The organism is Curtobacterium sp. MCBD17_026, from assembly GCF_003234895.2.
GTDB lineage: Bacteria > Actinomycetota > Actinomycetes > Actinomycetales > Microbacteriaceae > Curtobacterium > Curtobacterium flaccumfaciens.
The window spans coordinates 1,656,393-1,682,537 of record NZ_CP126281.1; the positions used below are offsets into that span (position 1 = coordinate 1,656,393).

At 71.5% G+C, this 26,145-nt stretch carries 27 protein-coding genes; 13 read left to right on the forward strand and 14 right to left on the reverse strand.

What is annotated here, in order from left to right; genetic code table 11:
- Positions 1 to 21 precede the first annotated feature (21 nt).
- Both sufC and DEI85_RS07755 read left to right on the forward strand, forming a co-directional pair.
- Entirely contained in the window at positions 22 to 798 is a 777-nt protein-coding gene (gene sufC, locus DEI85_RS07750) for a Fe-S cluster assembly ATPase SufC (RefSeq protein ID WP_111123668.1), read from the forward strand.
- Positions 795 to 1,124 (forward strand): metal-sulfur cluster assembly factor, encoded by a 330-nt coding sequence (locus DEI85_RS07755; RefSeq protein WP_017887270.1) that lies wholly within the window; start codon positions 795 to 797, stop codon positions 1,122 to 1,124. Before sufC ends, DEI85_RS07755 begins: the two co-directional genes overlap by 4 nt.
- A 292-nt stretch (positions 1,125 to 1,416) precedes the next feature.
- Here the strand turns inward: DEI85_RS07755 and DEI85_RS07760 are convergent, their stop codons facing one another.
- Positions 1,417 to 2,016, reverse strand: coding sequence for a biotin transporter BioY (locus DEI85_RS07760; RefSeq protein WP_111123669.1), 600 nt, complete (start codon positions 2,014 to 2,016; stop codon positions 1,417 to 1,419).
- A 115-nt stretch (positions 2,017 to 2,131) separates the two neighbouring features.
- Between DEI85_RS07760 and DEI85_RS07765 the strand changes: the two genes are divergently transcribed.
- Entirely contained in the window at positions 2,132 to 3,730 is a 1,599-nt protein-coding gene (locus tag DEI85_RS07765; protein WP_027465675.1) for an ABC-F family ATP-binding cassette domain-containing protein, read from the forward strand.
- A 400-nt stretch (positions 3,731 to 4,130) separates the two neighbouring features.
- On the opposite strand, the gene DEI85_RS07770 is transcribed toward DEI85_RS07765, so the two are convergent.
- Genes DEI85_RS07770 through DEI85_RS07780 form a run of 3 tightly spaced genes read right to left on the reverse strand, consistent with a single transcriptional unit; the run spans position 4,131 to position 5,823 of the window.
- Positions 4,131 to 5,096 carry an SURF1 family cytochrome oxidase biogenesis protein gene (locus DEI85_RS07770; RefSeq protein WP_110862765.1) on the reverse strand — a complete coding sequence of 322 codons (966 nt, stop codon included), beginning with the start codon at positions 5,094 to 5,096 and terminating at the stop codon, positions 4,131 to 4,133.
- Positions 5,093 to 5,401, reverse strand: a complete 309-nt coding sequence (locus tag DEI85_RS07775; RefSeq protein ID WP_371830589.1) for a hypothetical protein — start codon at positions 5,399 to 5,401, stop codon at positions 5,093 to 5,095. Before DEI85_RS07775 ends, DEI85_RS07770 begins: the two co-directional genes overlap by 4 nt.
- Positions 5,401 to 5,823, reverse strand: coding sequence for a DUF3099 domain-containing protein (locus DEI85_RS07780; RefSeq protein WP_051596733.1), 423 nt, complete (start codon positions 5,821 to 5,823; stop codon positions 5,401 to 5,403). Before DEI85_RS07780 ends, DEI85_RS07775 begins: the two co-directional genes overlap by 1 nt.
- A 165-nt stretch (positions 5,824 to 5,988) precedes the next feature.
- Here DEI85_RS07780 and fabG point away from each other — a divergent pair, with 165 nt between their 5' ends.
- The gene (fabG, locus tag DEI85_RS07785) at positions 5,989 to 6,702 is read left to right on the forward strand and encodes a 3-oxoacyl-ACP reductase FabG (protein ID WP_027465673.1); all 714 of its coding nucleotides are present in this window, start codon (positions 5,989 to 5,991) and stop codon (positions 6,700 to 6,702) included.
- A 105-nt stretch (positions 6,703 to 6,807) separates the two neighbouring features.
- Here the strand turns inward: fabG and serB are convergent, their stop codons facing one another.
- Positions 6,808 to 7,446 (reverse strand): phosphoserine phosphatase SerB, encoded by a 639-nt coding sequence (gene serB, locus DEI85_RS07790; protein WP_111091540.1) that lies wholly within the window; start codon positions 7,444 to 7,446, stop codon positions 6,808 to 6,810.
- 98 nt (positions 7,447 to 7,544) lie between these two features.
- Positions 7,545 to 8,786, reverse strand: coding sequence for a glucose-1-phosphate adenylyltransferase (locus DEI85_RS07795; RefSeq protein ID WP_027465671.1), 1,242 nt, complete (start codon positions 8,784 to 8,786; stop codon positions 7,545 to 7,547).
- A 47-nt stretch (positions 8,787 to 8,833) separates the two neighbouring features.
- Between DEI85_RS07795 and glgA the strand changes: the two genes are divergently transcribed.
- The 3 genes from glgA to DEI85_RS07810 all read left to right on the forward strand — a co-directional run bounded on the left by glgA (position 8,834) and on the right by DEI85_RS07810 (position 11,176).
- Entirely contained in the window at positions 8,834 to 10,033 is a 1,200-nt protein-coding gene (glgA, locus tag DEI85_RS07800) for a glycogen synthase (RefSeq protein ID WP_027465670.1), read from the forward strand.
- Positions 10,034 to 10,042: 9 nt separating this feature from the next.
- Positions 10,043 to 10,825, forward strand: coding sequence for an ABC transporter ATP-binding protein (locus tag DEI85_RS07805; RefSeq protein ID WP_110862767.1), 783 nt, complete (start codon positions 10,043 to 10,045; stop codon positions 10,823 to 10,825).
- A 102-nt stretch (positions 10,826 to 10,927) separates the two neighbouring features.
- A complete protein-coding gene (locus tag DEI85_RS07810) occupies positions 10,928 to 11,176 on the forward strand; it encodes a type B 50S ribosomal protein L31 (protein WP_017887280.1) in 249 nt (82 codons plus the stop codon).
- A 179-nt stretch (positions 11,177 to 11,355) separates the two neighbouring features.
- On the opposite strand, the gene DEI85_RS07815 is transcribed toward DEI85_RS07810, so the two are convergent.
- A complete protein-coding gene (locus DEI85_RS07815; RefSeq protein ID WP_111223637.1) occupies positions 11,356 to 12,102 on the reverse strand; it encodes a 3'-5' exonuclease in 747 nt (248 codons plus the stop codon).
- Positions 12,103 to 12,137: 35 nt separating this feature from the next.
- Positions 12,138 to 13,847 carry a maltose alpha-D-glucosyltransferase gene (treS, locus tag DEI85_RS07820; RefSeq protein WP_110862788.1) on the reverse strand — a complete coding sequence of 570 codons (1,710 nt, stop codon included), beginning with the start codon at positions 13,845 to 13,847 and terminating at the stop codon, positions 12,138 to 12,140.
- 114 nt (positions 13,848 to 13,961) lie between these two features.
- Between treS and DEI85_RS07825 the strand changes: the two genes are divergently transcribed.
- Together DEI85_RS07825 and DEI85_RS07830 are read left to right on the forward strand one after the other, a co-directional pair.
- Positions 13,962 to 14,954, forward strand: coding sequence for an alpha/beta fold hydrolase (locus tag DEI85_RS07825; protein WP_258370027.1), 993 nt, complete (start codon positions 13,962 to 13,964; stop codon positions 14,952 to 14,954).
- A 5-nt stretch (positions 14,955 to 14,959) separates the two neighbouring features.
- Complete coding sequence (locus DEI85_RS07830) at positions 14,960 to 16,030, forward strand: glycosyltransferase family 4 protein (protein WP_110862789.1); 1,071 nt, start codon at positions 14,960 to 14,962, stop codon at positions 16,028 to 16,030.
- Between the two features lie 75 nt (positions 16,031 to 16,105).
- Here DEI85_RS07830 and DEI85_RS07835 read toward each other — a convergent pair whose 3' ends face one another.
- The 3 genes from DEI85_RS07835 to DEI85_RS07845 are packed head-to-tail and all read right to left on the reverse strand — an operon-like array spanning position 16,106 to position 18,410.
- Positions 16,106 to 16,837 carry a hypothetical protein gene (locus tag DEI85_RS07835; RefSeq protein WP_110862768.1) on the reverse strand — a complete coding sequence of 244 codons (732 nt, stop codon included), beginning with the start codon at positions 16,835 to 16,837 and terminating at the stop codon, positions 16,106 to 16,108.
- Between the two features lie 48 nt (positions 16,838 to 16,885).
- Positions 16,886 to 17,524, reverse strand: coding sequence for a histidine phosphatase family protein (locus DEI85_RS07840; protein ID WP_110862769.1), 639 nt, complete (start codon positions 17,522 to 17,524; stop codon positions 16,886 to 16,888).
- Positions 17,525 to 17,576: 52 nt separating this feature from the next.
- On the reverse strand, positions 17,577 to 18,410 hold the full coding sequence (locus DEI85_RS07845) for a Sir2 family NAD-dependent protein deacetylase (protein ID WP_111091541.1): 834 nt from the start codon (positions 18,408 to 18,410) through the stop codon (positions 17,577 to 17,579).
- A 196-nt stretch (positions 18,411 to 18,606) separates the two neighbouring features.
- Between DEI85_RS07845 and DEI85_RS07850 the strand changes: the two genes are divergently transcribed.
- Positions 18,607 to 19,425, forward strand: a complete 819-nt coding sequence (locus DEI85_RS07850; protein ID WP_111091507.1) for a TrmH family RNA methyltransferase — start codon at positions 18,607 to 18,609, stop codon at positions 19,423 to 19,425.
- Here the strand turns inward: DEI85_RS07850 and DEI85_RS07855 are convergent.
- Together DEI85_RS07855 and DEI85_RS07860 are read right to left on the reverse strand one after the other, a co-directional pair.
- On the reverse strand, positions 19,422 to 21,026 hold the full coding sequence (locus DEI85_RS07855) for an AtzH-like domain-containing protein (RefSeq protein ID WP_111122966.1): 1,605 nt from the start codon (positions 21,024 to 21,026) through the stop codon (positions 19,422 to 19,424). The two genes, DEI85_RS07850 and DEI85_RS07855, sit on opposite strands and share 4 nt — an antisense overlap.
- Positions 21,023 to 21,223, reverse strand: a complete 201-nt coding sequence (locus tag DEI85_RS07860; RefSeq protein WP_181420193.1) for a hypothetical protein — start codon at positions 21,221 to 21,223, stop codon at positions 21,023 to 21,025. The genes DEI85_RS07855 and DEI85_RS07860 overlap by 4 nt, the downstream gene beginning before the upstream one ends.
- 220 nt (positions 21,224 to 21,443) lie before the next feature.
- On the opposite strand from DEI85_RS07860, the gene DEI85_RS07865 reads away from it, so the two are divergent.
- Together DEI85_RS07865 and DEI85_RS07870 are read left to right on the forward strand one after the other, a co-directional pair.
- Entirely contained in the window at positions 21,444 to 22,676 is a 1,233-nt protein-coding gene (locus tag DEI85_RS07865; protein ID WP_181420191.1) for a D-alanyl-D-alanine carboxypeptidase family protein, read from the forward strand.
- 42 nt (positions 22,677 to 22,718) lie between these two features.
- Positions 22,719 to 24,053 carry a serine hydrolase domain-containing protein gene (locus DEI85_RS07870; RefSeq protein WP_181420192.1) on the forward strand — a complete coding sequence of 445 codons (1,335 nt, stop codon included), beginning with the start codon at positions 22,719 to 22,721 and terminating at the stop codon, positions 24,051 to 24,053.
- Positions 24,054 to 24,071: 18 nt separating this feature from the next.
- Here the strand turns inward: DEI85_RS07870 and DEI85_RS07875 are convergent, their stop codons facing one another.
- Positions 24,072 to 24,866: an SGNH/GDSL hydrolase family protein gene (locus DEI85_RS07875; RefSeq protein WP_110862774.1), complete on the reverse strand. Its 795-nt coding sequence runs from the start codon at positions 24,864 to 24,866 to the stop codon at positions 24,072 to 24,074.
- Between the two features lie 23 nt (positions 24,867 to 24,889).
- Here DEI85_RS07875 and DEI85_RS07880 point away from each other — a divergent pair, with 23 nt between their 5' ends.
- Entirely contained in the window at positions 24,890 to 26,053 is a 1,164-nt protein-coding gene (locus tag DEI85_RS07880) for an acyl-CoA dehydrogenase family protein (RefSeq protein ID WP_110862775.1), read from the forward strand.
- Positions 26,054 to 26,145 lie beyond the last annotated feature (92 nt).

Below are 26,145 nucleotides of genomic sequence, written 5' to 3' on the forward strand. Positions count from 1 at the left end.
AGCTGCAACCGAAGGAACGCAATGTCCACTCTGGAAATCCGTGACCTCAAGGTCTCGATCGACACCGATCAGGGCACCAAGGAGATCCTGAAGGGTGTCGACCTCACCATCAACGAGGGCGAGATCCACGCGATCATGGGGCCGAACGGCTCCGGCAAGTCCACCCTGGCGTACACGATCGCCGGGCACCCCCGGTACAACGTCGTCGGTGGCACGATCACTCTCGACGGTCAGGACGTCCTCGCGATGAGCGTCGACGAGCGCGCCCGTGCCGGCATGTTCCTGGCGATGCAGTACCCGGTCGAGATCCCCGGCGTCACGGTGTCGAACTTCCTCCGCACCGCCAAGACGGCGATCGACGGTGAGGCTCCGGCGCTGCGTGGCTGGATCAAGGAACTCCGCCAGTCGATGGCCGACCTGAAGATGGACTCGTCGTTCGCCGAGCGCAACGTCAACGAGGGCTTCTCCGGCGGCGAGAAGAAGCGCCACGAGATCATGCAGCTCGAGCTCCTCAAGCCGAAGTTCGCCGTCCTCGACGAGACCGACTCCGGCCTCGACGTCGACGCGCTGAAGATCGTCTCCGAGGGCGTCAACCGTGCCAAGGCCGCGACCGGCCTCGGTGTGCTGCTCATCACGCACTACACGCGCATCCTCCGCTACATCAAGCCGGACTTCGTGCACGTGTTCGTCGCCGGCAAGGTCGCGGAGCAGGGCGGCCCCGAGCTCGCCGACCGCCTCGAGAACGAGGGCTACGACCGCTACGTGCAGGCCGCTGCCGCCGAGGCGCAGGCCCGATGATCGCCGCACTCGCTCCCGACAAGTTCGACGAGGTCGTCGAGGGACTGAAGGAGGTCCAGGACCCGGAGCTCGGCGTGAACATCGTCGACCTCGGTCTGATCTACGACCTCGCCTGGGACGACGACGCCAACGCGCTCGTCATCAGCATGACGCTCACCAGCGCCGGTTGCCCCCTGACCGACGTCATCGAGGGTGACACCGCGAATGCCCTCGACGGCATCGTGGACGCCTTCCGGATCAACTGGGTCTGGATGCCGCCGTGGGGTCCGGAACGGATCACCGACGACGGACGCGAGATGATGCGCGCCCTCGGGTTCGCGATCTAGCCGCGACCCACCACGGACGGGAGGCGCGGTGCCAGCTGGCACCGCGCCTCCCGTCCGTCTGTGCGCGCGCCACGCGCGGGGCGCGCCGCCGAGCGGTCGAGACCACCCGCTCACGTTGGCCGAACGGTCGCGTCCTGTCGGCTGACGGCGCGCCAAGCGACAGAACGCGACCACTCGGCGTCCAGTTGGCGGGGAGTCGTGACCGACCGACCGACCGACCGACCGACCGTCCCCGCACCGGACGCAGAACGGCCCCGCACCGATCGGTGCGGGGCCGTTCTCGTGCCAGGCGTCAGCGGCGGCCGACGGCCTTCCACGCGAGCGGCAGGATGCCGGCGGCGATGAGGGCCTTGGCGATGCCACCGACGACGAACGGGTACAGGCCGGCGGCGAGCACCGACTGGACGTCGTTCGGCGCACCGAGCTGGCCGAGCGCGACGGCCAGGTACGGCAGGCCGGTCACGAACGGGATGGCACTGGCGAGCAGCATCGCGACCGCGGCGCGCCCGACGTGGCGGTCCCAGTTGCGGCGCGCGAGCCACCCGACGAGCCCGGCGGCGGGGATGAAGCCGATGACGTACCCGAAGCTCGGCAGGGCGAGGGCCTGCAGGCCGCCCTGCATGTCGGCGAAGAACGGCGCACCCGCGAGTCCGGCGACGGCGTAGACGAGCAGCGAGAGCATGCCGCGACGTGCGCCGAGCGTCGCGCCGACGAGCACGACGGCGAGTGTCTGCCCGGTGATCGGGACCGGCCACATCGGGACCTGGAGCTGCGCCATCGCGGCGGTGAACAGGGCTCCGCCGGCGACGAGGGCGGCGTCGGTGGCCAGACCGTGCATGCGCAGACGGTCGGCGAGGACTGCGCGGGGAGCGAACCCGGTGGCGTTCGTCATGGATTCTCCTAGAATGGACTGCTGGTTCCGTTCGGAACCATCGGTCCCGTCAGCGTAGCGGTGCACCTCACGCACACACCGTTGTGCAAACCCACCAACTGATTGGACGTCCACTGTGCTTGCCGTGCACGAACTCGAGATCCGCGTCGGAGCTCGTCTCCTCATGGAGGACGTGTCCTTCCGTGTCGAGAAGGGCGACAAGATCGGACTCGTCGGCCGCAACGGCGCGGGGAAGACGACGATGACCAAGGCCCTCGCGGGCGAGACGCAGCCCACCGGCGGCAAGATCGAGCGCGGTGGCGAGATCGGCTACCTGCCGCAGGACCCCCGCTCGGGCGACCCGGAGGAGACCGCGCGGAAGCGCATCCTCGATGCCCGTGGGCTCGGCGAGCTCGTGGAGGGCATCCGGCTCGCGACCCTCGACATGGCGAGCGACGACGCGGCGGTGGCCGAGAAGGCGATGCGCCGCTACAGCCGCCTCGACGACCAGTTCAACGCGCTCGGTGGCTACGCGGCCGAGGCCGAGGCTGCCTCGATCGCGTCGAACCTGAAGCTGCCGGACCGCATCCTCGACCAGCAGCTCAAGACGCTCTCCGGTGGTCAGCGCCGGCGCATCGAGCTCGCCCGGATCCTGTTCTCGGACGCCGAGACGATGATCCTCGACGAGCCGACCAACCACCTCGACGCCGACTCGGTCGTGTGGCTCCGCGAGCACCTGAAGACCTACCCCGGTGGCGTCATCATCATCTCCCACGACGTCGAGCTCGTCGACGAGGTCGTGAACCGCGTCTTCTACCTCGACGCCAACCGCCAGACCATCGACATCTACAACATGGGTTGGAAGCTGTACCAGCGGCAGCGCGTCGCCGACGAGGAGCGCCGCCGCAAGGAGCGCGCGGGCGCCGAGAAGAAGGCCGCCACGCTCAAGGACCAGGCCGCCCGCTTCGGCGCGAAGGCCTCGAAGGCAGCAGCCGCCCACCAGATGGTCGCGCGTGCCGACAAGCTGCTCGCCGGCCTCGAGGACGAGCGCGTCGCCGACCGGGTCGCGAAGATCCGCTTCCCCACCCCGGCCCCGTGCGGCCGCACCCCGTTGATGGCCGAGGGGCTGTCGAAGTCCTACGGGTCGCTCGAGATCTTCGCGGGTGTCGACTTGGCGATCGACCGTGGTTCGCGCGTGGTCATCCTCGGCTTCAACGGTGCGGGCAAGACGACGCTGCTGCGCATCCTGGCGGGAGCCGACCAGCCCGACACGGGCGAGATCCAGCCCGGCCACGGTCTGCGCATCGGCTACTACGCGCAGGAACACGAGAACATCGACATCAACCGCACGGTGATCGAGAACATGGTGTCGGCGTCGACCGACCTCAACGAGACCGAGGCCCGTCGGGTGCTCGGGTCGTTCCTGTTCACCGGCGACGACGGCTACAAGAAGGCCGGAGTCCTGTCCGGTGGTGAGAAGACGCGTCTGTCGCTCGCGATGATCGTGGTCTCCGGCGCGAACGTCCTGCTGCTCGACGAGCCGACGAACAACCTGGACCCGGCTTCGCGCGAGGAGATCCTCAACGCCCTCGCCGGCTTCGAGGGCGCGGTCGTCCTGGTGTCCCACGACGCCGGCGCGGTCGAGGCGCTCAACCCCGAGCGCGTGCTGCTGCTGCCGGACGGCACCGAGGACCACTGGAACAAGGACTACGCGGAGCTCATCGAGCTCGCGTAGCCGGGGCGGCTGGGCGGGCGGGCGGACCTTCGTCGCGTCCGCCCGGTCAGGACACCCCGCTCAGTTGCGCGCAGTGGTCACCAACCGTCGCCAGGCGACCTGGCGCTCGACGAGATGCGACCGCCCGCGGGCGCACCTGCGGCAGGTCGTGACCGGTCGTCGGGAGCGGCGAGCGGCCGTCGACGTGCGCTGCTGACGGACGGGAGGCCCGCGGCGGCGCTGCCCCGGGCCTCCCGTTCGCCGCGTGGCCCCGTGTCGGGCCGTGGAGACGCCGTCGCGCAGGCGGGACGCCTCGCTGTCGGCGAGACACCGCCGAATCCGGCGGCGTCCTGGGGAGACGACGGCGTCGTCCGTACCCGGTAGCGCTGCCGCAGCCGCAGCCGCAGCCGCAGCCGCCGCGTCAGCGACGTGATGCGATGAGCTCGTCCTCGATCTCGGCGTCGGTCTTCGGCTTCGCGTTCTTGCGGCGTTCGCGCTCGAGGGCGCGCTCGCGCTCCTCCGGGTCGTCCTGGTTGAGGTTCCGGTACTCCTGCACCATCACGTACGCCAGGAACCCGAAGCCCCCGGCGGCGAACATGAACCACTGGATGAAGTAGCTCAGGTGCAGCCCGGTGTCGGCGTTCGGACGCTCCCAGCCGAGCGGGCGGGCCTCGGCCGGAGCGGGGGATTCGGAGGCGAGCTGCCCGTACGCACCGGTCCAGATCGGGTCGTCGACCTTGTCCGCCACGTCGGCCAGGGTGACCGACTGCACCTGGTCGGTGTCCTTCGGGTCGGACCGGCCGGGAATGCGCGGTTCGCTCTGCTGCAGGCGGACGATCGCGGTGACCTCGCCGGACGGGGGAGCGGGCACGTGGTCGGGGGCGTCCTGGGCGTTGCCGGTCGGCACCCACCCACGGTCGACGATGAAGGCGCGACCCTCGGCCGTGACCAGGGGCGTCAGGACCTCGAACCCGGGCTGCCCGTTGTGCACGCGGTTGCGCACGAGCAGCTGCGAGTCGACGTCGTAGCGGCCGGTCACGGCGACCCGGAGCCACTCCTGCTCGTCCTGCCAGCTCGAGGCCTCCGGCAGCGCCCGGTCGAGGGGGACGGGGGTGTGGTCGTAGTTCTGCGCGACCTGCTCGTTCTGCCGGACGGCCTCGTTGCGGCGGTCCCACTGCCACATGCCGAACAGTGCGCACACGACGGCGAAGGCGACGGCGATCGCGAAGTAGCCGAGCCAGCGGCGGCTCCGGACGAAGCGCCAGCCGACGAACGGTTCGCGGGGGTCGTGCTGCTGCGCCGGGGCACCCGACTGGGCGGACGCGCGCTGCAGCTTGGCGGCGTGCTTACGGCCGTACCGGGACTGCGGGTCGAAGCCGTCGGTCATCGCGAGGTGCCGGTGGAGCGCACCCCGACGTCGTTCTTCGGCGCCGCGGTCGACTCGCGCTCGTCGTCGAGGTGGTCGACGTCCTCGTGCATGCCGGTGACCCGCACCGGGAACGAGCGGGACCGCAGGTAGTCGGCGAGGAAGTCGCGGTGTTCTTCACACGCGGCCCAGATCTTCACGCGGTCGATCGCGTGGATCCGGGGGTTGCGCCAGTTCACACGCCACCCGGCCGTCGACACGCAACCGGCGCGTGAGCAGACCGGGGTGGATCCGGGTTCCGTCTGCAGGTCGAACGTCGCACCCATCAGCGGGGTCCCCACATCTTCGATCGGTCGCCGTTGCGCTGCCACTCGTCCTGCGCGTGCTGCGCCTGCTGGCGGAGGCGGTCCTGCTCGTCACGGTAGGCCTGCGCCCGGGCGTCCTCCTGCTGTTCGCGGAGACGCGGGTCGACGGCGTCGTAGAGCTCGATGGACCCGGCGGGGGAGATCATGTCGCTCTCGGTCCGGCTGCCGGCGTTCGCGATGACGACGGCGACCCAGGGGATCACCGCGGCCAGGACGATCGGGATGACCGCCAACCACGAGTGCCAGATCGAGTACACGAGCACTGCGGAGATGAAGAGGACCACTCGGATGGCCATCTGCCAGACGTAGCGGGACAGGCGGTGCGCCCGGTCCTGCTCCGGTGTGTCCGGCAGCGACGTGATGCTCGTGTGCGTGCTCTTCATACAGATGGTCTCCGTCTACCCGGGGTCAAGCCTAATCCCGCCGGACCGATCGTGGGTGCGCCGCGCGCGAACCGGCGGGGTCGTCCGCTCCGGTACGCTCGTCCGGGCGTGTCCGCCGGGTCCCCGGCACCGCGTGCCGAGCAGATCCCACCGAACGGAGCGACCATGAGCACCCCCCGTACCGTCCTCATCACCGGCGGCAACCGCGGTATCGGACACGCGCTGGCCGAGCGGTTCGTCGCAGCCGGCCACCGGGTCGCCGTGACGTCACGCAGCGGTCAGGGTGGTCCCGAGGGCGCGCTGACGGTGCAGGCCGACATCACCGACACGGCCTCCGTCGACGCCGCGTTCACGCAGGTCGAGGCCGAGCTCGGTCCGATCGAGGTCCTCGTCGCGAACGCCGGCATCACGAACGACCAGCTGCTCCTCCGCATGTCCGAGGACGACTTCACCAGCGTGGTCGACACGAACCTCACGGGCACCTTCCGCGTCGTCAAGCGCGCCACGAAGGGCATGATGAAGGCCAAGTTCGGCCGCATCGTGCTGATGTCGAGCGTCGTGGGCGCCTACGGCCAGATCGGCCAGGTCAACTACGCGTCCTCGAAGGCCGCTCTGGTCGGCATGGCCCGGTCCATCACGCGTGAGCTCGGCTCGCGCGGCATCACCGCCAACGTCGTCGCGCCCGGCTTCATCCAGACGGACATGACCGCCGCGCTCTCCGACGAGCTGCAGGCCGAGTTCAAGAAGGCGATCCCGGCCGCCCGCTACGGCACGGTCGACGACGTCGCGGACGCCACGCTGTTCCTGGCGAGCGACGGCGCCGGGTACGTCTCCGGAGCGATCATCCCCGTCGACGGCGGCCTCGGGATGGGGCACTAGCCCGACGCGGGACGTCGTTTCGCGCGCAGCGACAGCTCACGGGCCGTCGTGAGCGTGAACTGTCGCTGAGCGCGAAGAACCGGACGCGTCGAGCCCCCGGACGGCTCAGCCGCGCAGGCCGAGCGTCGCGAGCACGGCGGACAGGTCACGTTCGACGACCGCGACGTCCGCCTGCTCCCGCACGCGCGGCTTCGCGTCGAACGCCACCGACAGCGCCGCGACGCGCATCATCTCGAGGTCGTTCGCGCCGTCGCCGATCGCGATCGTCCGTGCCGGGTCCACCCCGTCCGCATCCGCCCACTCGCGGAGCGCGACGGCCTTGGCGTGCGCGTCGACCACGTCACCGAGCACGCGGCCGGTGAGCACGCCGTCGGTGACCTCGAGGCGGTTCGCCCGGCAGTGATCGAGGCCCAGCTGCTCGGCGAACGGGTCGAGCACCTCGTGGAACCCGCCGGACACCACGCCGACGGTGCCGCCGGCGGCGTGCACCCCACGGACGAGCTGGTAAGCGCCCCGCGTCACACGGACCGCCTGCTGTGCCCGGGCGAAGACGTCTGCCTGGAGGCCCGCCAGGGTCGCGACACGCTCCCGGAGGCTCTCGGCGAAGTCGAGTTCCCCGCGCATGGCGCGCTCCGTGATCGCCGCCACCTGTGGCCGGGTCCCGGCGCTGTCGGCGAGCAGTTCGATCACCTCGTCCTCGAGGAGGGTGGAATCGGCATCGAGGACGACGAGGAAGCGGGGCACGCACCAACGGTACCGACAGACCAAAGGCACGGCCGCGTCCGTGACGCGAGCCGTGCCTCCAGGCCGTCCGTCCGGGGCTGCGCCCCGGATGCTTTGCCCTACGCGTCGACGCGGACGCCCTTGCCGACCACGGTGATGCCGGACTCGGTGACGGTGAAGCCGCGCGCCTCGTCGGCCTCCCGGTCGACGCCGACCTGCGCACCCGGTGCGAGGACGACGTCCTTGTCGAGGATGGCGCGGTTGACGACCGCCCCGGCGCCGATGGTGGCGCGCTCGAACACGATCGAGTCGAGGACCTTCGCGCCGGAGTCGATCGAGCACCAGGGCCCGATCATGCTGCGCTCGACCTGCGCACCCGACACCAGGCAGCCGAGCGACACGAGCGAGTCCACCGTGGACCCGGTGTTGCCGTTCGCGTCGCGGACGAACTTCGCCGGCGGCAGGTTCGTCTGCTGGTTGAAGATCGGCCAGTCCTGGTTGTACAGGTTGAAGACCGGGACCGGGGCGATGAGGTCCATGTGGGCATCGAAGAACGAGTCGATGGTGCCCACGTCACGCCAGTAGTACTTGTCGCGGTCGGTGGAACCGGGGACCTCGTTGCGCTGCAGGTCGTACACGCCGGCGTCGCCGCGGTCCACGAAGTCGGGGACGATGTCGCCGCCCATGTCGTGGGCCGAGGTCTCGAGCTGGCCGTCCCGCAGGACCGCGTCGACGAGGGCGTCCGCGTTGAACACGTAGTTGCCCATCGAGGCCAGGATCTCGCCGGGGGAGTCGGCCAGACCGACGGCGTCCTTCGGCTTCTCGAGGAACGCCTCGATCTTCGTGGGGTCGTCGTCGGCCACCTGGATCACGCCGAACTGGTCGGCGAGCCCGATCGGCTGACGGATCGCCGCCACCGTGGCACTGCGGCCGGAGGCGATGTGCGCCTCGACCATCTGGTGGAAGTCCATCCGGTACACGTGGTCCGCACCGACGACGACGACGATGTCGGGGCGTTCGTCGCGCAGCAGGTTGAGCGACTGCAGGATCGCGTCGGCCGAGCCGGCGAACCAGCGCTTGCCGAGCCGCTGCTGCGCGGGGACGGACGCGACGTAGGAGCCGAGAAGCCCCTCCATGCGCCAGGTCTCCGCGACGTGCCGGTCGAGACTGTGCGACTTGTACTGGGTCAGGACGACGATCTTCTGCAGACCGGAGTTGACCAGGTTCGACAGTGCGAAGTCGATGAGACGGAAGTTGCCGCCGAACGGGACGGCGGGCTTCGCGCGATCGGCCGTGAGCGGCATGAGTCGTTTGCCCTCGCCGCCGGCGAGCACGATGCCGAAGACCTTCTTTGGTGCCATGCCGCTCACAGTAGGCGTCAGCACTGGGAACCGGTTACGTTGAACCAGTGCGAGTCGATCTGCTGACCAGGGAGTATCCGCCGGAGGTCTACGGCGGAGCGGGTGTCCACGTGTCCGAACTCACCGCCGCGTTGCGGTCGGGGACGGACACGGAAGTCCGTGTCCGGGCCTTCGGGGCCTTCCGTGACGAACCCGACGTGTGGGGCTACCGGACCCCGGACGGCCTCGGCCAGGCGAACGGCGCGCTGCAGGCCCTCGGCACCGACGTGGCCATCGCGGCCGACGTCGAGGGCGCCGACCTCGTGCACTCGCACACCTGGTACGCGAACTCCGCGGGCCGGATCGCGCAGCTGACCTACGGCATCCCCCACATCGTCACCGCCCACAGCCTCGAGCCGCTCCGCCCGTGGAAGGCCGAGCAGCTCGGCGGCGGCTACCGCCTGTCCAGCTGGATGGAGCGCGAGGCGTTCGAGCACGCCGACGGCGTCATCGCGGTCTCGAAGGCCATGCGCGCGGACATCCTGCGCTCGTACCCGTCGATCGACCCGGCGAAGGTCCACGTCGTCTACAACGGCATCGACATCGACGCGTGGAAGCCGACCGTCGACGAGGACGCCGTGCGCGCCCTCGGCATCGACCCGACGCGCCCGAGCGTCGTGTTCGTCGGACGCATCACCCGGCAGAAGGGCCTGCCGTACCTGCTCCGCGCCGTGGCGTCGCTGCCGTCGGACGTGCAGATCGTGCTGTGCGCCGGCGCGCCGGACACCCCCGAGATCCTGGCCGAGGTCACCGAGCTCGTCGACGGGCTCCGGGCCGACCGTGAGGGCGTCGTCTGGATCGACCGGATGCTCGCGCACCAGGAGATCGTGAACGTGCTGTCCTCGGGCACCGTGTTCGTGTGCCCGTCGGTCTACGAGCCGCTCGGCATCGTGAACCTCGAGGCGATGGCGTGCGGCATCCCGGTCGTCGGCACGGGCACCGGGGGCATCCCCGAGGTCGTCGCCGACGGGCTCACCGGCCGCATCGTCCCGATCGACCAGGTGCAGGACGGCACCGGCACCCCGACCGATCCCGACCGCTTCGTGGCCGACCTCGCCGCGACCCTCACCGAGGTGCTCGCCGACGAGGGGCTGGCGAAGCTCATGGGGCGCGCCGGACGGCTCCGTGTCGAGACGGAGTTCACCTGGGACGCGATCGCCACCAGGACACGGCAGGTCTACGACCAGGTGCTCGGCCAGAACCCGTAGGCTGGTCGCATGCCCTCGGTCGTGCGCTTGTCAGACGTCTCCGTGGTCCGCAACGGGGCCACCATCCTCGACGCGATCTCGTGGGAGGTGCAGGACGACGAACGCTGGGTCGTGCTCGGCGCGAACGGTGCCGGCAAGACCACGCTGCTGCAGATTGCCGGCGCCCAGACGTTCCCGACCTCGGGCGACGTCGAGGTGCTCGGTACCGAACTCGGCGGCGCCGACCTGTTCGAGCTCCGCCCGCGCATCGGTTTCGCGTCGACCGCGCTGGCACGCCGCATCCCGGTGACCGAGAAGGTCATCGACGTCGTGCTCACCGCGGCGTACTCGGTGACGGGTCGCTGGAACGAGGAGTACGAGGAGCTCGACGTCCGCCGTGCGCAGCGCGTGCTCGAGGAGTGGGGCCTGGGGTCCTTCTCCGACCGCACGTTCGGCGACCTCAGCGACGGCGAGCAGAAGCGCGTGCAGATCGCCCGTGCCGTGATGACCGACCCGGAGATCCTGTTCCTCGACGAACCGGCCGCGTCGCTCGACCTCGGCGCCCGCGAGAGCCTCGTCCGCACCCTCGGCGGCTACGCCCAGAGCACGGACTCGCCGGCCATCGTCATCGTGACCCACCACGTCGAGGAGATCCCGGCCGGGTTCACCCACGCGCTCGTCCTCGCCGACGGCCACGTGCAGGCCGCAGGCCCGATCGACGAGGTCCTGACGGACCAGACCCTGACCGAGGCGTTCGGCATCGACCTCTCGGTCACCAAGGACGCCGGTCGCTACACGGCACGCGCCGCGTAGCGCTGCGATCCCGCCGTCTCTCTGGTATCGTGGACGGCTGGCGCAAGCCGACGACTTCCCGCGCAGTTCGCGCAATCCCATCACCGCTATCGAGGAATCTCCATGAAGACCGACACCCACCCCGAGTACCGCGCCATCGTCTTCCGTGACCTGGCCTCCGGTGAGACGTTCCTGACGCGTTCGACCGCGAACAGCGACAAGACCATCGAGCTCGACGGTGCGACCTACCCGGTCATCGACGTCGAGATCTCGTCCGCTTCGCACCCGTTCTACACGGGCAAGCAGCGCATCCTCGACTCGGCCGGTCGCGTCGAGAAGTTCAACCAGCGCTTCAAGGGCTTCAGCAAGTAAGAAGCCCCCACGCAGCGCCCACGGGCGGTCCTCCTCCGGGAGGGCCGCCCGTTCGCGTTGTGCGGCCGCGGGCGGGTGCGGTGTGCCCCGGAATGCGGAACACCGGTGTTGGCGCGTCACGCCGCGTTCTGCGGGTGTTCGGCGCGCGAACACCGGTGTCTTGCGGGGGCCGTGCGGGGTCAGGCGCCGTTGCGGTGGGGCCAGCGGCCGTCGGCGGTGAACGTCGGGTCGCGCTTCTTGCGCATGTAGTCCTGGAACGAGGTGGCCTGCTCGGCACACCAGCCGACCTGCTTGCGGTGGAGTTCTTCGGCGGAGATGCCGAGCTCGTCCGGGTACTTGCCCGCGATGGCCTGGGCGACACGCCCGGCAGCGATCGCGTCGGCTCCGGCGTCGTGCGCGTCGTCGAGCGTGACGCCGTAGAGCTCGGACGCGGCTTCGAGCGTGCGCTTGCCCTTGCGGAAGGTGTCGAGTGCCTTGTCGATCACCAGCGGGTCGACGACGTTGCCGATGACGGGGGAGGCGAACCCGTGCCGCTTCGCTTCGCGGTCGAGGACGGTGAGGTCGTACGGGGCGTTGTAGATCACCAGCGGGATGCCCCGTGCGAACACGGCCTCGATCGCGGCGATGATCTCGGCCACGACCTCGGCCGCGGGACGCCCCTCGGCCTGGGCGCGCTCGGTCGTGTAGCCGTGCACGGCGGCGGCGCCCTCGGGGATCGGCACGCCGGGGTCGGCTATCCAGGCACCCTCGACGATGGAGGCCCCGGTCATGTCGATGAGGCCGACGTGGGCTGTGACGATGCGGGCCGTCTCGACGTCGACCCCGGTGGTCTCGAGGTCGAAGACGCCCAGCGCGTGCCACCAGGGGCGACCCGTGAGGTCCTGGGACGGAGCGGGCGCGTCGAGCTGTGCTGTGGGGAACGTCACGCGGTCAGGCTAACGGGACGCACCGACACCCCCGACTACCGGGTCGGCGCGCCGACGTGCAGCCAGTAGAACGACTGCGTGCCCATGGTCAGCGTCACGTTGCCGTCCTCGTCGAAGGACGGGAACGAGCCGCCGCCGAACAGGTCGTAGAGCGGACGCCCCGCGAACTGCGGAGCGGACACCGTGACCGAGGTCGGGTTCGTCGCGAACGAGAACACGCACAGGACGTCCTCGGCGGACGGGCCGAACTGCTGGCCGGAGCCCTCCCACGAGCGGACGAAGGCGAGCACCGAGTCGTTCGAGGTCTCCTGCACGTGCAGGGACCCGAGGCCGAACACCGGGTGGGCCTTCCGCGTGTGGATGACGTTCCGGACCCAGTGCAGCAGTGAGCGGGACTGGGCGAGCTGCGCCTCGACGTTGACCTGCGCGTAGTTGTACACGAGCGACTGGACGACGGGCAGGTAGAGCTTGCCCGGGTCGGCGGTCGAGAAGCCGGCGTTGCGGTCCGGCGTCCACTGCATCGGCGTGCGCGACGAGTCGCGGTCCGGCAGCCAGATGTTGTCGCCCATCCCGATCTCGTCGCCGTAGTACAGGAACGGTGATCCGGGCAGCGAGAACAGCAGCGCGTGGATGAGCTCGAGCTCGGCGCGGGAGTTGTCGAGCAGGGGCGCGAGACGACGGCGGATACCGATGTTCGAGCGCATCCGCGGGTCGTAGCCGTACCAGCCGTACATCGCCTGCCGGTACTCCTCGCTCACCATCTCGAGCGTGAGCTCGTCGTGGTTGCGGAGGAAGACGCCCCACGCCGCGCTGGCCGGCACGTCGAGGGTCTCGGACAGGATCGCCTTGAGCTCGGCGGCGTGCTGGGCACGGAGCGAGTAGAAGATGCGCGGCATCACCGGGAAGTCGAACGCCATGTGGCACTCGGGCTCCTCGTCGGTGCCGAAGAACGCCGCCGTCTCGCGCGGCCACTGGTTCGCCTCGGCCAGGAGCACACGACCGGGGTACTCGTCGTCGACCATCGCGCGGAGCTTCTTGATGAACTCGTGGGTCTCCGGCTCGCCCTCGCCGTTGCCCTCTTCCGACTCGAACAGGTACGGGATCGCGTCGAGCCGGAGCCCGTCGACGCCCATGTCGAGCCAGTGCCGGACGACGTCGTAGATCGCCTCGATGACCGCCGGGTTCTCGAAGTTCAGGTCGGGCTGGTGCGAGAAGAAGCGGTGGAAGAAGAACTGTCGTCGGACCGGGTCGAAGGTCCAGTTGGACTCCTCGGTGTCGACGAAGATGATGCGGATGTTCGAGTAGTCCTCGTCGGTGTCCCGCCAGACGTAGAAGTCGCCGTAGGGGCCGTCCGGGTCCTCGCGGGACTGCTGGAACCACTCGTGCTGGTCGCTGGTGTGGTTGATCACCATGTCGATCACGATGCGCATGTTCCGCTCGTGCGACTTCGTGACGAGCTCGCGGAAGTCGTCGAGCGTGCCGAACTCCGGCAGGATCGCCTTGTAGTCGGCGATGTCGTAGCCGCCGTCGCGCATCGGCGACTGGAAGAACGGCGGCAGCCACAGGGCGTCCACGCCGAGCCACTGCAGGTAGTCGAGCTTGCCGATCACGCCCTGGATGTCGCCGATACCGTCCCCGTTGGAGTCGACGAACGACCGGATCATGCACTCGTAGAAGACCGAGCGCTTGTACCACTGCGGGTCGAGCGTCAGGCCGGGCAGCTGGATCGGGGCTGTGAAGGTCACCGTGCTCCTCGTCGTCGTCGACGGACCGGTCTTGCGGCCCGCCCCGGACACGATAGGCGCGAGATGCTGCGGGTGTCCGGGGTTTCGTGCGGTTCGCTCCCTAGACTGGCGCGGATGCAACCGCCCGTGCTCTCCCCGTACCAGTCGTTGATGGCCGCCACCCCGGTCGTGCACCGGGCCGTCCAGGTCGACGGCCGGACCACGCACTACTGGGTCTACGGGCCCGAGGACTCGGATCGCACCGTGCTCGCCGTGCACGGGTTCCGCGGGGACCACCACGGTCTCGAGACCATCGCCGCGCACCTGCAGGGTGCGCGCGTGATCGTGCCGGACCTGCCCGGCTTCGGCGTGTCCGATCCGCTGCCGGTGTCGGACATCGACGCGTACGTGGTCTGGCTGAACGGGTTCCACGCCGCGCTCGGGCTCGGCCGCGACACCGTGGTGCTCGGGCACTCGTTCGGGTCGATCGTGGTGTCGGCCACCGTCGCCGCCGGGCTCGACACCCGACTGCTCGTCCTCGTCAACCCCATCGCGGCCCCGGCCCTGCAGGGACCGCGTGCCGTCGGGACCGCGATCGCGATCGGGTACTACCGCGCCGGCGCGGTGCTGCCGAAGCCGATCGGGCTCGGGATCCTGCGGAACGGCGCGATCGTCCGGGCGATGAGCATCGCGATGCTGAAGTCCCACGACCCCGCCGTCCGCCGATGGGTGCACGACCAGCACGACCGCTACTTCTCGGCCTTCGCGAACCGCACGAGCGTGCTCGAGGCGTTCCGCACCTCGGTCACCCACGACGTGTCCGAGTACGCCGACCGGATCCACGTGCCCGTGCTGCTCGTCGCGGCCGAGCACGACGACATCACCGCCGTCCCCGAACAGCGCGCACTCGCCGAGCGTCTCCGTGACGCCGAGCTCGTCGTGATCCCGGGTGTCGGCCACCTGGTGCACTACGAGACGCCGGCTCCGGCCGCGGCGGCGGTGCTCCGCCGGATGGCGGACACGACCGGACGTGCCGGACGGCAGGGACGAACTGGACGCGGCGCGGCCGCCACGGACCGCCGACCGTCGGGGGCGGGGCGGGCCTCCCGGACGGCGGACGCGTCGTGACGCGCCTGCGCATCGGCATCGACTGCCGGTACGTGCGGATCGGCCGGCACGACGGCATCAGCCGGTTCACCGCCGGGGTCGTCGCGCACCTGCCGGAGCGGCACGAGTACGTGCTGCTCGTCAGCGACGAGCGCCAGCTCGAGTCGCTGCCGAGCGACCTGCCGTGGGAGCTGCTGCCCGCACCGACGGACGCGGGGGAGCCGCTGGTCGCCCGGCGCGTCAACCGGCTCGGGCTCGACGCGGTGTTCTCGCCGATGCAGACGATGGGTTCGCGGGGTCGTCGGTACGCGCTCGTCCTGACGCTGCACGACCTGATCTACTACCGCAACCGCACACCCCCGCGGGAGTTCTCGTGGCCGCTGCGGCTCGGCTGGCGGGCGTTCCACCTGTCCTGGGCGCCGCAGCGGTTCCTGCTGAACGGCGCCGACGGGGTGGTGACGGTGTCGGAGACGACCGCCGGGCTGATCGCCGAGCACCGGCTGACGAAGCGGCCCGTGACGGTCGCCTACAACGCGGCCGACCCGGCGACACCGCGGGCGACCGGAGCGCCACGCGAACGCTCGCTCGTCTACATGGGCTCGTTCATGCCCTACAAGAACGTCGAGACGCTCGCGGCGGCGCTCCCGCTCCTCGGGGCGGACTGGACGCTGCACTGCATGTCGCGGGTGTCCGACGCCGACCGGACACGGCTGGAGGGGCTCGCTCCCGCGGGGGCGATCGTGTTCCACGACGGTGCCACCGACGAGGAGTACCTGTCCGTGCTCCGTTCGGCCACGGCGCTGGCGACCGCGTCGTACGACGAGGGGTTCGGCATCCCGCTCGTCGAGGCGATGGGCGTCGGGACCCCCGTCGTCGTCAGCGACATCCCGATCTTCCGGGAGATCGGCGGCTCCGCTGCGGAGTACTTCGACCCGGCGTCGCCGTCCGCGGTCGCCGCTGCCGTCCGGCGGGTCGAGGAACGGTGGGACGAGGCCTCGCGGCAGTCGATCGAGCGTGCCGGCCGGTTCCGGTGGCGGGACTCGGCGGAGCAGGTCGTCCGGGCCGTCGAGCGGGCCGTGGGGGACCGGCGGGGCTGAGGGCTGGCGCTGGTTCCACGTCGCCCGCGGAACCACGGGCGACCACCCCGGGGCCACCGCAGGACCACCGTACGATCACTCCGGCGCGATGACCTGCACGTCCGCCCCGGGGAACACCCTGTGCGTCTCCTGGGTCACCCGCGACACGATCGGCGGCACCGCGGCACCCCGTCCCGGGGTCCGCACGACGATGGACTGGTCGCCCTCGGCGTCGGAGGCGTCCCCGCCGCGCTCCCACGAGCAGCGGACCTCGGTGACACCGCCGATGTGGTCGAGCGTGTCCGCCAGTGCCAGGCGCTTCGCCGCGACCTCGCCGGCACCGGTGACGCCGATCTCGAGGTTGCCGAGGTCGGCGATCACGACGACCCGGACCCCGTTGCCGCCCGACTCGTCGGCAGCCCGACTGATGGCTGCGACCAGCTCGCCCCGCGCAGCGGTGTCGAGCGTGGGGTCGGCGCGGACGGTGGCGACGGCGTCGTAGCTCGCGAACGCGGTCTTCGACGGTGTGTGGTGCCGCACGTCGGTGACGCCGGGCAGGGCACTCACCCGCGTGTCGAACCGGTCGAGCGCGACGTCCGGCCGCGGGAAGACCCCGCCGATGCCGTTCTGGACGCTCCCGATGATCGAGCCGAGCACCACCGCGATGACCGCGGCGACCGCCAGGACACTCCCGCCGATGATGAACCAGGTGCGCGCCCGGGTGCGGTTCGGGACGCTCGCCGTCTCGGGACCGAACACCCGGTCGAGGTCGTCGTCCTGCTGGTCGAGGGCATGCTGGCCGTGTCGGCTGGTTCCGTCGTCGGACATGTGGCTCCCCTCACCCGGTGTGCGGGTGCGTCGGAGCCTAGCCCCCGGTCAGCCCCGGCGTTCCAAGGGGTTCTGGTACTCGAACGCCGACCCACCGGTGGCGTCGGACACGTCGTCGATCGGGTCGTCGAACCGGACGAGTTCCGCGTGGAAGCGTTCGGGGTCCCACCGGAACGAGTGGATGGACCCGTTCCGGATCGGGGTGTGGCGGCGGTCGGCGGTGCCGGGGGCAGCGGCGTTCACGACGGTGCGGATCACCGCCCCGTGGGTCGCGACCACGACGACGCCGGCATCGAACCGGACCGCGATCTCGCCGAGGGTCTCGGTGACGCGGGCGAGCAGCGCGGAGCGGGACTCCCGACCGGGGATGTCGTCGTGCGGGTACCGTGCCGACACCTCGTCGTCGGTCAGCCCCTCGGCCTCGCCGTAGGAGCGCTCCGCCAGGCCCGGGTACGTCGTCGGCGCGTCGAGGCCCAGGCGGTCGGCGATGATCGCGCCCGTCTCGGCCGCACGCGAGAGCGGGGACGCGACCACGGCGTCGAACGGCCGGCGGGTCAGGAGCTCGGCGGCCTCGGCGGCCTGCCGTCGACCGGTGTCGTTGAGCGGGATGTCCGTCGAGCCCTGGATGCGGCGCTGCGCGTTCCAGTCGGTCTCGCCGTGCCGGACGAGGTACAGGAGGGTCGTCACCCGACGATCTTCGCAGACGCGCCCGGCAGGCGCGTCCGTCGACCGCGACCGGCTAGTCGGTCGATGCCGCCGCGCTGAGCCGCTCCGCCAGGTGCACGAGCGTCTCGGTGGTGCCGGCGTCGAGCTTCACGGCGGCCCGGCGGTCACTGCGGGTCTCGCCGCGGTTCACGATGACCACCGGGTTCTTGCGACGCGCGGCGTGGTCGACCAGCCGCACGCCCGAGTTCACGGTGAGGGACGAACCGACGACGAGCAGCGCGTCGGCGTCGGCGACGATCGACACGGCCTCGCGGAACTTCTCGGCCGGCACGAACTCGCCGAAGAACACGACGTCGGGCTTCAGGTCGCCGCCGCACACGGAGCACGCGGGAACGACGAACCGCTCGACGTCGGTGATCTCGACGTCGCCGTCCGGTTGCAGCTGCACGGACCCGGGCTCGTCGATCCAGGGGTTCGCCCGGTCGATGGTGGCGGCGAGGTCGGAGCGGGAGAACACCTGGCCGCACCGCAGGCACACGGCGCGGTCCATCGAGCCGTGGATCTCGACGACGCGGCGGGACCCGGCGCGCAGGTGCAGGCCGTCGACGTTCTGCGTGATGACCCCGGCGACGATCCCGGCGTCCTCGAGTGCGGCGAGCGCCCGGTGCCCGTCGTTCGGCACGGCGGACGCGAAGCTCCGCCAGCCCAGGTGCGATCCGGCCCAGTAGCGCTGGCGTTTCGCGGGGTCGGCCAGGAACTCCTGGAACGTCATCGGCTTGCGCACCACCCGCCCGGCGCCGCGGTAGTCGGGGATGCCGGAGTCGGTGCTCAGACCGGCACCGGAGAGCACGGCGATGCGCTTGCCCGCGAGCACCTCGACGACGCGGTCCAGGTCGTCGGCGGTCACCGACCCGGCGGCCGCCCCGGTGGTCGGTCCGGTCGTCGACGCAGCATCATCCAGCACCCTGTTCACGGTACCCTCAACACCCGACCGTCCCGGTCGCTTCCCAGGCGGAGCGGAACATCGGCGGACCCGCGCCAGCGCCGGCCCGCCGGCCCGCCGGCCCCACCCCACACCCCCGCACCACACCGAAACGAGCCCAGTGCACCCCGTCCGCATCGACTCCCTCGACGATCCCCGTCTCGACGACTTCGCCCGGCTCACCGACGTGGCGCTCCGCCGGGTCTCGGAGCCCGAGGGCGGCCTGTACATCGCCGAGTCGAACACGGTCATCGAGCGCGCGGTCCGCGCCGGGCACGTGCCGCGGAGCATCCTGGTGCAGGAGAAGTGGCTCGACAGCGTCCTGCCCCTGGTCGCGGAGCACGACGGTCCCGTGTTCGTCGGTGCCGACGCCCTGCTCGAGGAGCTCACCGGCTTCCGCATGCACCGCGGTGCGATCGCCGCGATGCAGCGCCCCGACCTGCCGAGCGTCGCCGACGTGGTGCGGGACGCGAAGGTCGTCGTCGTGCTCGAGGACATCGTCGACCACACGAACGTCGGCGCGGTGTTCCGCAGCGTCGCCGGCCTCGGCGCCGACGCGGTGCTCGTCAGTCCGCGGTGCGCCGACCCGCTGTACCGCCGGAGCGTCCGCGTGAGCATGGGCACGGTCCTGCAGGTGCCGTGGACCCGCATCGGCGACTGGCCCGCCGCGGGCGAGGAACTCCGCGCGCAGGGCTTCCACCTGGCCGCGATGGCGCTGACCGACGAGTCGGTCGACCTCGACGCCTTCGTGGCGGACCTGCCCGACAAGGTCGCGCTCGTGATGGGCACCGAGGGTCAGGGGCTGACGCCGGCCGCGATCGCGTCGGCCGACACGACCGTCCGGATCCCGATGGCCCACGGCGTCGACTCGCTCAACGTCGCCGCGGCGAGCGCCGTGGGTCTGTGGGCGGTCACCCACGCCCGGCGGCTCGCCTCCTAGCACACCACCGAGACGGTCGGGAGGCCCGGGGCGGCCTGGTCGGGCAGCATGCGCCCGGCGCGGATCACCAGGGCACGGTCGGTGGCCGGCCCACCGACCAGGCAGACGCCGACCGGCGCGCCGTCCACGGTCAGCGCCGGCGCGCTCACCGCGGGCAGCCCGCCGACGCTCGCGAGCGCGGTCATCGCCGTCGTGGCGGTCCGGGTTCGCTCGAGCGTCGCGGTGTCCGCGTGGAGCAGTGGTGCGGGTCCGGGCACGGTCGGGAACAGCAGGGTCCGACCGTCCAGGGCACGGCGGATCGTCGCACGGACCTCGTCGAGGCGTGCCACGGCGTCCGCGGTCGCGTCGGGGTCGTTCGCCCGTGCCGCCCGGAACCGGTCACCGACGACGGTGCTCAGGGCGCCGGGGTGCGCGTCGATCCAGGGGCCGTGGGCGGCGAGCGCCTCGGCGGCCTGGACGAGCCGCATCTGCTCCTGCAGCGCTGCTGGGTCCGGGATGCCGAGGTCGCGCAGCCGACCGGTCGCGACGGGTTCGTCGAGCGCCTCGAGGAAGGCGGCGAAGGCCCGGGCGACGGCCGGTTCGACGAGTGTGAGCAGTTCCTCGGGGACGACGAGCACGGTCGGGTCGGGCGCCCCGCCCGGCGCGGACCGTGGCGGGACGGTGGCGTCGAGGGCGGCGAGCAGCACCCCGGGGCTCCGCGTGAGCCACCCGACGGTGTCGAACGACGGCGCGAGCGGGAGCAGCCCGTCGCGGGACACCGTGCCGTGCGTCGTCCGGAGGCCCCAGAGTCCCTGGTACGAGGCGGGGACCCGAAGCGATCCCGCGGTGTCCGTGCCGATCCCGATGTCGGCCATGCCGAGGCCGACGGCCGATGCGGATCCGCTGGACGAGCCTCCGGGCAGTCGGGTGGGAGCCGCGCTGTTCGACGGCGTGCCGTGGTGCGCGTTCCGCCCCGTCAGGTTGTACGCGAACTCGTCGGTGCGCGCGATCCCGCGGATCGAGGCGCCGGCGGCGAGGAACGCGGCGACCGCTGCGGCGGGTGCCGTCCCGACCGGTGCCTCGCGCAGGTACGTCGGGTTGCCCGCGCCGACCGGCTGGCCGGGGACGGCGTAGAGGTCCTTGACGGCGACGGTCAGGCCGTCGAGCGATCCGGAGGCGGTGGGGGCGACGAGCGGGTCGCCGACGGCCCGCCAGACGGAGGTGTCGACGGCCTTGGGTCGGCCGGTGACGTGGGCCGCCTCGATGCGCCAGCGCGGGCCGGCGTCGCCGGCGCCGCCGTCGCGGCGCCAGAGCTGGGTCTGGAGGCCATGCCCACCCGCGGCGAACCGGGACACCGACACGACGAGGGCGCGGTCCTCGGTCAGGGGGCGGACCTCGACGTGCGTCAGCGACCGGGTCGCGACCCCACCCCGCGCCCCGCGGAACGCGCTGATCGCGTCGTGCCCGACGAGCAGGCCACGGTCGTCGCCGCGCATCGTGTCGGGGGAGTCGACGAAGGCGGTGTCGAGCGCGTCGAGGTCGTTCGCCAGCAGGGCGGTCTCGTAGGCGTCGAGCGCCTCGAGCAGTCCGTCGGGTGCCGTCGACGTGTGCCGCGTGGTCATCGGGCGGGCTCCTCGAAGTCGGCCTTGCGGATGCGGGCGTGGACACCGGTGACCAGGTCCACCACCTGCGAGATGTCGAAGTCGGTCGCTGCGGACAGGTGCACGGACGCCGGGTGGCGTTCCATGCCCACTCGAACGACGACCGGCGCCCCTCGCTGGTGCTGTGCGAGCGGGCTCAGTGTCCGTCCACGGTGCATGCCCTCGACCGTAGGGCCGGTTGGTCTGCTCGGTCCATCGGTAGGACCATCGTTTACACGGCCGTCACACGCATCGTCGGGACCCGGAACACGGCGGGCGAACGATGGAGCGCTGTCGTCGCGGCCGACTCCGACGGCGCAGCGACCCCGGCTCCGGAACGGCAGCCCGACCAGCCCGTCGCAGCCTCGGCCTCGGAGCGGACCGGTACGCTCGGGTCCCGTGTCACCAGTCGTCCGTCGCCCCCGCTCCGCCGTCCGGAGGCCGGTCACGATCTCGGTGGTCGCCGTCCTGCTCCTCGTGGCCGGCTACCTCGTCGCTGCGGCGGTCGTGCCGTTCGCCCCGGCGAGCGCGCGCACGACCACCTACTCGGCACCCACGACGAGCGTGCCGGACCTGCGGTTCCCCGGCTACGGTGCCACGGCGGTCGAGGCGACCGACTTCCCGGAGAGCCTGCGGACCAGCGGCGACACGAAGCCCCGGCCGATCGCGAGCATCTCGAAGATCGTCACCGCTCTCGTGGTCCTCGACGCGAAGCCCCTCGAGCGGGGCGAGCCGGGGCCCTCGATCGCCTTCAACCCGGAGATGCAGGGGCTGTACGCCAAGTACGCGGCGGTGAACGGCGAGGTCGCGCCGATGCCACCCGGACTGAAGCTGTCCGAGTACCAGACCCTGCAGGTCATGCTGATGAAGTCGGCGAACAACTACGCCGGGGCCCTCGCCATCTGGGCGTTCGGGTCGCTGGAGGCGTACGACCGTGCCGCGGACGCGTGGCTCGACCGGCAGGGCCTCGACGACACCACGATCGAGGAGCCGACCGGGCTCGACGCGGACAACCGGTCCACCGCGACCGACCTGGTGGCGCTCGGTCAGCTCGCGCTCGCGAATCCGGTCGTGCAGCAGGTCGTCGGGACGAAGCAGGTGACCGTGCCCGGTGCGGGGCAGATCGAGAACTCGAACAAGCTCCTCGGCCTCGACGGCATCGAGGGGATCAAGACCGGCACCCTCGACGAAGCCGGCGCCTGTCTGCTGTTCGCGGCGACGTACGAGCGCGGCGGCAAGGACGTCACCGTCGTCGGCGTGATGCTCGGCGGTGTCGACCACGACTCGCTCGACGTCGACGTTCAGCGGTTGCTGCGGTCCGTGGCGGACAACTTCCAGGTGGTGACGCTCACCCACCAGGGGCAGACGTTCGGCACCTTCTCGACCCCGTGGCACGACGAGGCCGACGCGGTCACGACGAAGGCGGCCGAGGTGCTCGTGTGGGGCAAGACGACCGTCACCGCGAAGGCGAAGCTGCAGCAGGTGACCTTCGGCACGAAGGGCGAGCGGGTCGGGCAGGTCCGGTTCCGGATCTCCGACCACGACCCGGTCACGGTGCCGCTCGTGCTCGAGCGCACGATCGACGACCCCGGCGTCTGGTGGCGCTGGACGAACCCGTTCCAGGGGGCGTGACGCCCGTCGGCCACCGACCGTAGAGTCGGTCGGGTGACGACGATGACGACGTTCCCCCGGACCACCCCCGCCGCCCTCGGCATCGATCCCGGCGGCGTGACCGCCCTGCTCGACGCCCTCGAGTCCACGCCCGACGTCGAGCCGCACAGCATCATGTTGCTCCGGCACGGCCAGGTGGCGGCCGAGGGCTGGTGGCAGCCCTACGCCGCCGATCGCGTGCACCTGCTCTACTCGTTGAGCAAGAGCTTCACCGCGGCCGGGGTCGGCATCGCCGTGAGGGCGGGCCTGATCGACCTCGACGCCACGGTGCTGTCGTACTTCCCGGAGCTCGACGCCGACGTCACCGACGAACGCAGCCGCCGCATCCGCGTCCGGCACCTGCTCGCGATGGCGAGCGGTCACCGCGAGGAGACGATCGACCGTGCCGAGGCCCTCGACCCGACGAACACGGTGCGCGGGTTCCTGCTGCTCCCGCCGGACGAGGAGCCCGGCACGGTCTTCGCCTACAACCAGCCGTGCACGTACACCCTCGCCGAGATCGTCCGGCGGGTGACCGGTGGTTCCCTCGTCGCCTGGCTCCGCCCGCACCTGCTCGACCCGCTCGGCATCGGCGACCTCGCCTGGCGCCGCGACGACACCGGGGCGGAGCTCGGGTACAGCGGGTGCTACGCCCCGACGGACGCGGTCGCCAAGCTCGGCCAGCTGTACCTGCAGGGCGGCGTCTGGGACGGCGAGCGGATCCTCGACGCCGACTGGGTCGAGCAGGCGACCAGCACGCAGGTCGCCAACCCGGACGAAGCCAACCCCGACTGGTCGCAGGGCTACGGCTTCCAGTTCTGGATGGCCCGCCACGGATTCCGCGGCGACGGCGCCTACGGTCAGTTCTGCGTCGTCCTGCCGGAGCAGGACGTCGTGCTCGCGATGACCGGCCAGAGCCTCGACATGCAGGCCGTCCTCGACGCGGTCTGGCAGCACCTGCTGCCCGCCGTCGACCGCGCGTCCGACGCGGCATCGGCATCCGCCCTGGAGGCCCGGCTCGCCGCCCTGGGACTGCCCGCCGTGGACGGTGGTGCGCTGCAGGGCCTCGCCGACGTCGGTCCGCTGGCCCGCGACGGCGACGGGTGGCGACTCACGCTCGACGTCGACGGCGGTTCGCTGTCGGTGCCGGTCGGGCAGGGGGAGTGGGCCGTCGAGGGCCCACTCGCCGCGAGCGGTGCCGTCGCGGACGACGGGACGGTCCGTGTCGACGTGCGGTTCGTCGAGACCCCGCACCTCGCGCACGTCCGGGTCGACCCCACCACGGGATCGACGACGACGAGCTGGCAGACCGAGCCGCTGCACGACGGACCGCTCACGCTGCGGCGCCCCGCCGGCTGAGGGCCCGCGGCTCCGCGCCTACGGGGTGTCGGAGGGGTGCTCGGTGACGATCCGCAGTTCGGGTCGCTTCGCCGACACCCCGTCGCCGGACGAGGTGTGCTTGATGCGCCGGACCACCCACGGCACCAGGTACTCCCTGGCCCAGCCGAGGTCCTCGGCGCGGGCCTCACGCCACGGCCGAGCTTCGAGGGGGTCCGGGTTGAACGGTTCGAGCCCGTGCGGCACGCCGAGGGTGTCGAGCACCGCCGCGGCGATCGTCGAGTGGCCCATCGGGGAGTGGTGCAGGCGGTCCGGAGCCCACATCCGCGGGTCCCGGAGCACCCGGAGTGCCCACGTGTTCGCCACCAGGGCGCCGTGCTTCAGGGCGATGGCGTGCAGGTTCTCGTTGTAGATCGCCGTCTTGCCGCGGACCATGCCGAGCACCGGGGTCATCCCGACGTCCGGGCCGGTGAACAGCACGACGGTGGCTCCGTCGCGGCGCAGGTCGGCGACGAGCCGGTCCACGCGCTCGGCGAGCTCGTCCGGGTCCGAGCCGGGGCGGATGATGTCGTTGCCGCCGGCGGACACCGTGATGAGGTCCGGGTGCAGGGCGAGGGCGGCCTCGGCCTGCTCGTCGATGATCTGCTGCAGCAGCCGCCCGCGGATCGCGAGGTTCGCGTAGGCGAAGTCGTCGGTCTGGTGTGCGAGCACCTCGGCGACGCGGTCCGCCCAGCCACGGTTGCCGCCCGGGACGGTGGGGTCGGGGTCCCCGATCCCCTCGGTGAACGAGTCACCGATTGCGACGTACCTGGTCCAAGGATGACGATCTGACACGTTCCGGACCCTAGTCTCGTGGCATGACGAAGGCCAACACGGACGCCGTCGGCTGGCCGGTGCCGGACGAGCTGCTCGACCGCATCGCCGAGCGCGCCCCCGGCTACGACGCCGCGAACGCGTTCTGCACCGAGGACCTCGACGAGCTCCGCGCCGCCGGTTACCTGCGGATCGGCGTCCCCGTCGAGCAGGGCGGGGCGGGCCTCGGCCTCCGTGGCACCGCGCGGGTGCAGCGCGCCCTCGCCCAGGCCGCGCCGGCGACGGCACTCGGCCTCGGCATGCACCAGGTGTGGGTGCAGGCGGCCCGCGCCGTGCGTGCGCGAGGCGAGTCGTTCCTCCAGGCCGTCACCGACCACGCTGCGGACGACCACCTGCTCGCCTTCGGGGTGAGCGAACCCGGCAACGACGCCGTGCTGTTCGACTCGTCGACGGCGGCCGAGCCGGACGGCGACGGCGGGTACCGGTTCACCGGCACGAAGGTGTTCACGTCCCTCGCACCGGCGTGGGACGTCATGAGCGTCTTCGGCAAGGACACTTCGGGGCCGGAGCCACGGCTCGTGCACGGGTTCGTCCTGCGGTCGGACGGCGACGTCGAGCACCTGGACGACTGGGACACGCTCGGGATGCGTGCGACGCAGAGCCGCACCACGAAGCTGCACGGCGTGCACGTCCCCGCCGACCGCATGGTCCGGTCGCTGCCGGTCGGGCCGAACCAGGACCCGCTCGTGTTCGGGATCTTCGCGTCGTTCGAGCTCCTCATCGCCTCGGTGTACGCCGGGGTCGCGGAGCGGGCGATCGCGCTCGCGACGGCCGCCGTGGCGGGTCGCACCGCGGCCGACGGCACCCCGCGGTCGCAGGACCCCGACGTGCGCCGGGCGATCGCCGACCTGCGCGGTGCGGTCGACGCGATCACGCTGCAGGTCGACTCGCTGGCGCGGTCGGTCGACGAGCTCGACGACCTCGGAGCCCGCTGGTTCCCGCTGCTCGTCGGCACGAAGGCGCGCGCGGTGGACACCGCGCAGCACGTTGTGGACGAGGCCATGCGCGTGGTCGGCGGCTCGGCGTTCCGGTCGTCGAGCGAGCTGGCGCGGCTGGCGCGTGACGTCCGGGCGGGGCAGTACCACCCGTCGTCGCGGGACTCCGCGGCGCGGACGATCGCCGCGTCGGTGCTCGGCCCGCTCAGCTGAGCGCGGCGCTCGCACGGTGCGAGGCACTGCGCTCCGGGGCACTCCGGTGCGAGGTTCCGCACGTGGTGGCACCCGCGCCCCCTCGCACCACG

What these genes read in the sequence shown, in the direction of transcription:
- DEI85_RS07770 (WP_110862765.1), bottom strand. Translation starts at nt 5,096, where the DNA reads ATGACCGACGGCTTCGACCCGCAGTCCCGGTACGGCCGTAAGCACGCC.
- DEI85_RS07860 (WP_181420193.1), bottom strand. Translation starts at nt 21,223, where the DNA reads ATGCACCGTGGACGGACACTGAGCCCGCTCGCACAGCACCAGCGAGGG.
- DEI85_RS07760 (WP_111123669.1), bottom strand. Translation starts at nt 2,016, where the DNA reads ATGACGAACGCCACCGGGTTCGCTCCCCGCGCAGTCCTCGCCGACCGT.
- DEI85_RS07870 (WP_181420192.1), top strand. Translation starts at nt 22,719, where the DNA reads ATGACGACGTTCCCCCGGACCACCCCCGCCGCCCTCGGCATCGATCCC.
- DEI85_RS07795 (WP_027465671.1), bottom strand. Translation starts at nt 8,786, where the DNA reads ATGGCACCAAAGAAGGTCTTCGGCATCGTGCTCGCCGGCGGCGAGGGC.
- DEI85_RS07755 (WP_017887270.1), top strand. Translation starts at nt 795, where the DNA reads ATGATCGCCGCACTCGCTCCCGACAAGTTCGACGAGGTCGTCGAGGGA.
- DEI85_RS07775 (WP_371830589.1), bottom strand. Translation starts at nt 5,401, where the DNA reads ATGGGTGCGACGTTCGACCTGCAGACGGAACCCGGATCCACCCCGGTC.
- sufC (WP_111123668.1), top strand. Translation starts at nt 22, where the DNA reads ATGTCCACTCTGGAAATCCGTGACCTCAAGGTCTCGATCGACACCGAT.
- fabG (WP_027465673.1), top strand. Translation starts at nt 5,989, where the DNA reads ATGAGCACCCCCCGTACCGTCCTCATCACCGGCGGCAACCGCGGTATC.
- DEI85_RS07780 (WP_051596733.1), bottom strand. Translation starts at nt 5,823, where the DNA reads ATGAAGAGCACGCACACGAGCATCACGTCGCTGCCGGACACACCGGAG.
- DEI85_RS07810 (WP_017887280.1), top strand. Translation starts at nt 10,928, where the DNA reads ATGAAGACCGACACCCACCCCGAGTACCGCGCCATCGTCTTCCGTGAC.
- DEI85_RS07855 (WP_111122966.1), bottom strand. Translation starts at nt 21,026, where the DNA reads ATGACCACGCGGCACACGTCGACGGCACCCGACGGACTGCTCGAGGCG.
- DEI85_RS07835 (WP_110862768.1), bottom strand. Translation starts at nt 16,837, where the DNA reads ATGTCCGACGACGGAACCAGCCGACACGGCCAGCATGCCCTCGACCAG.
- DEI85_RS07880 (WP_110862775.1), top strand. Translation starts at nt 24,890, where the DNA reads ATGACGAAGGCCAACACGGACGCCGTCGGCTGGCCGGTGCCGGACGAG.
- DEI85_RS07805 (WP_110862767.1), top strand. Translation starts at nt 10,043, where the DNA reads ATGCCCTCGGTCGTGCGCTTGTCAGACGTCTCCGTGGTCCGCAACGGG.
- DEI85_RS07825 (WP_258370027.1), top strand. Translation starts at nt 13,962, where the DNA reads ATGCAACCGCCCGTGCTCTCCCCGTACCAGTCGTTGATGGCCGCCACC.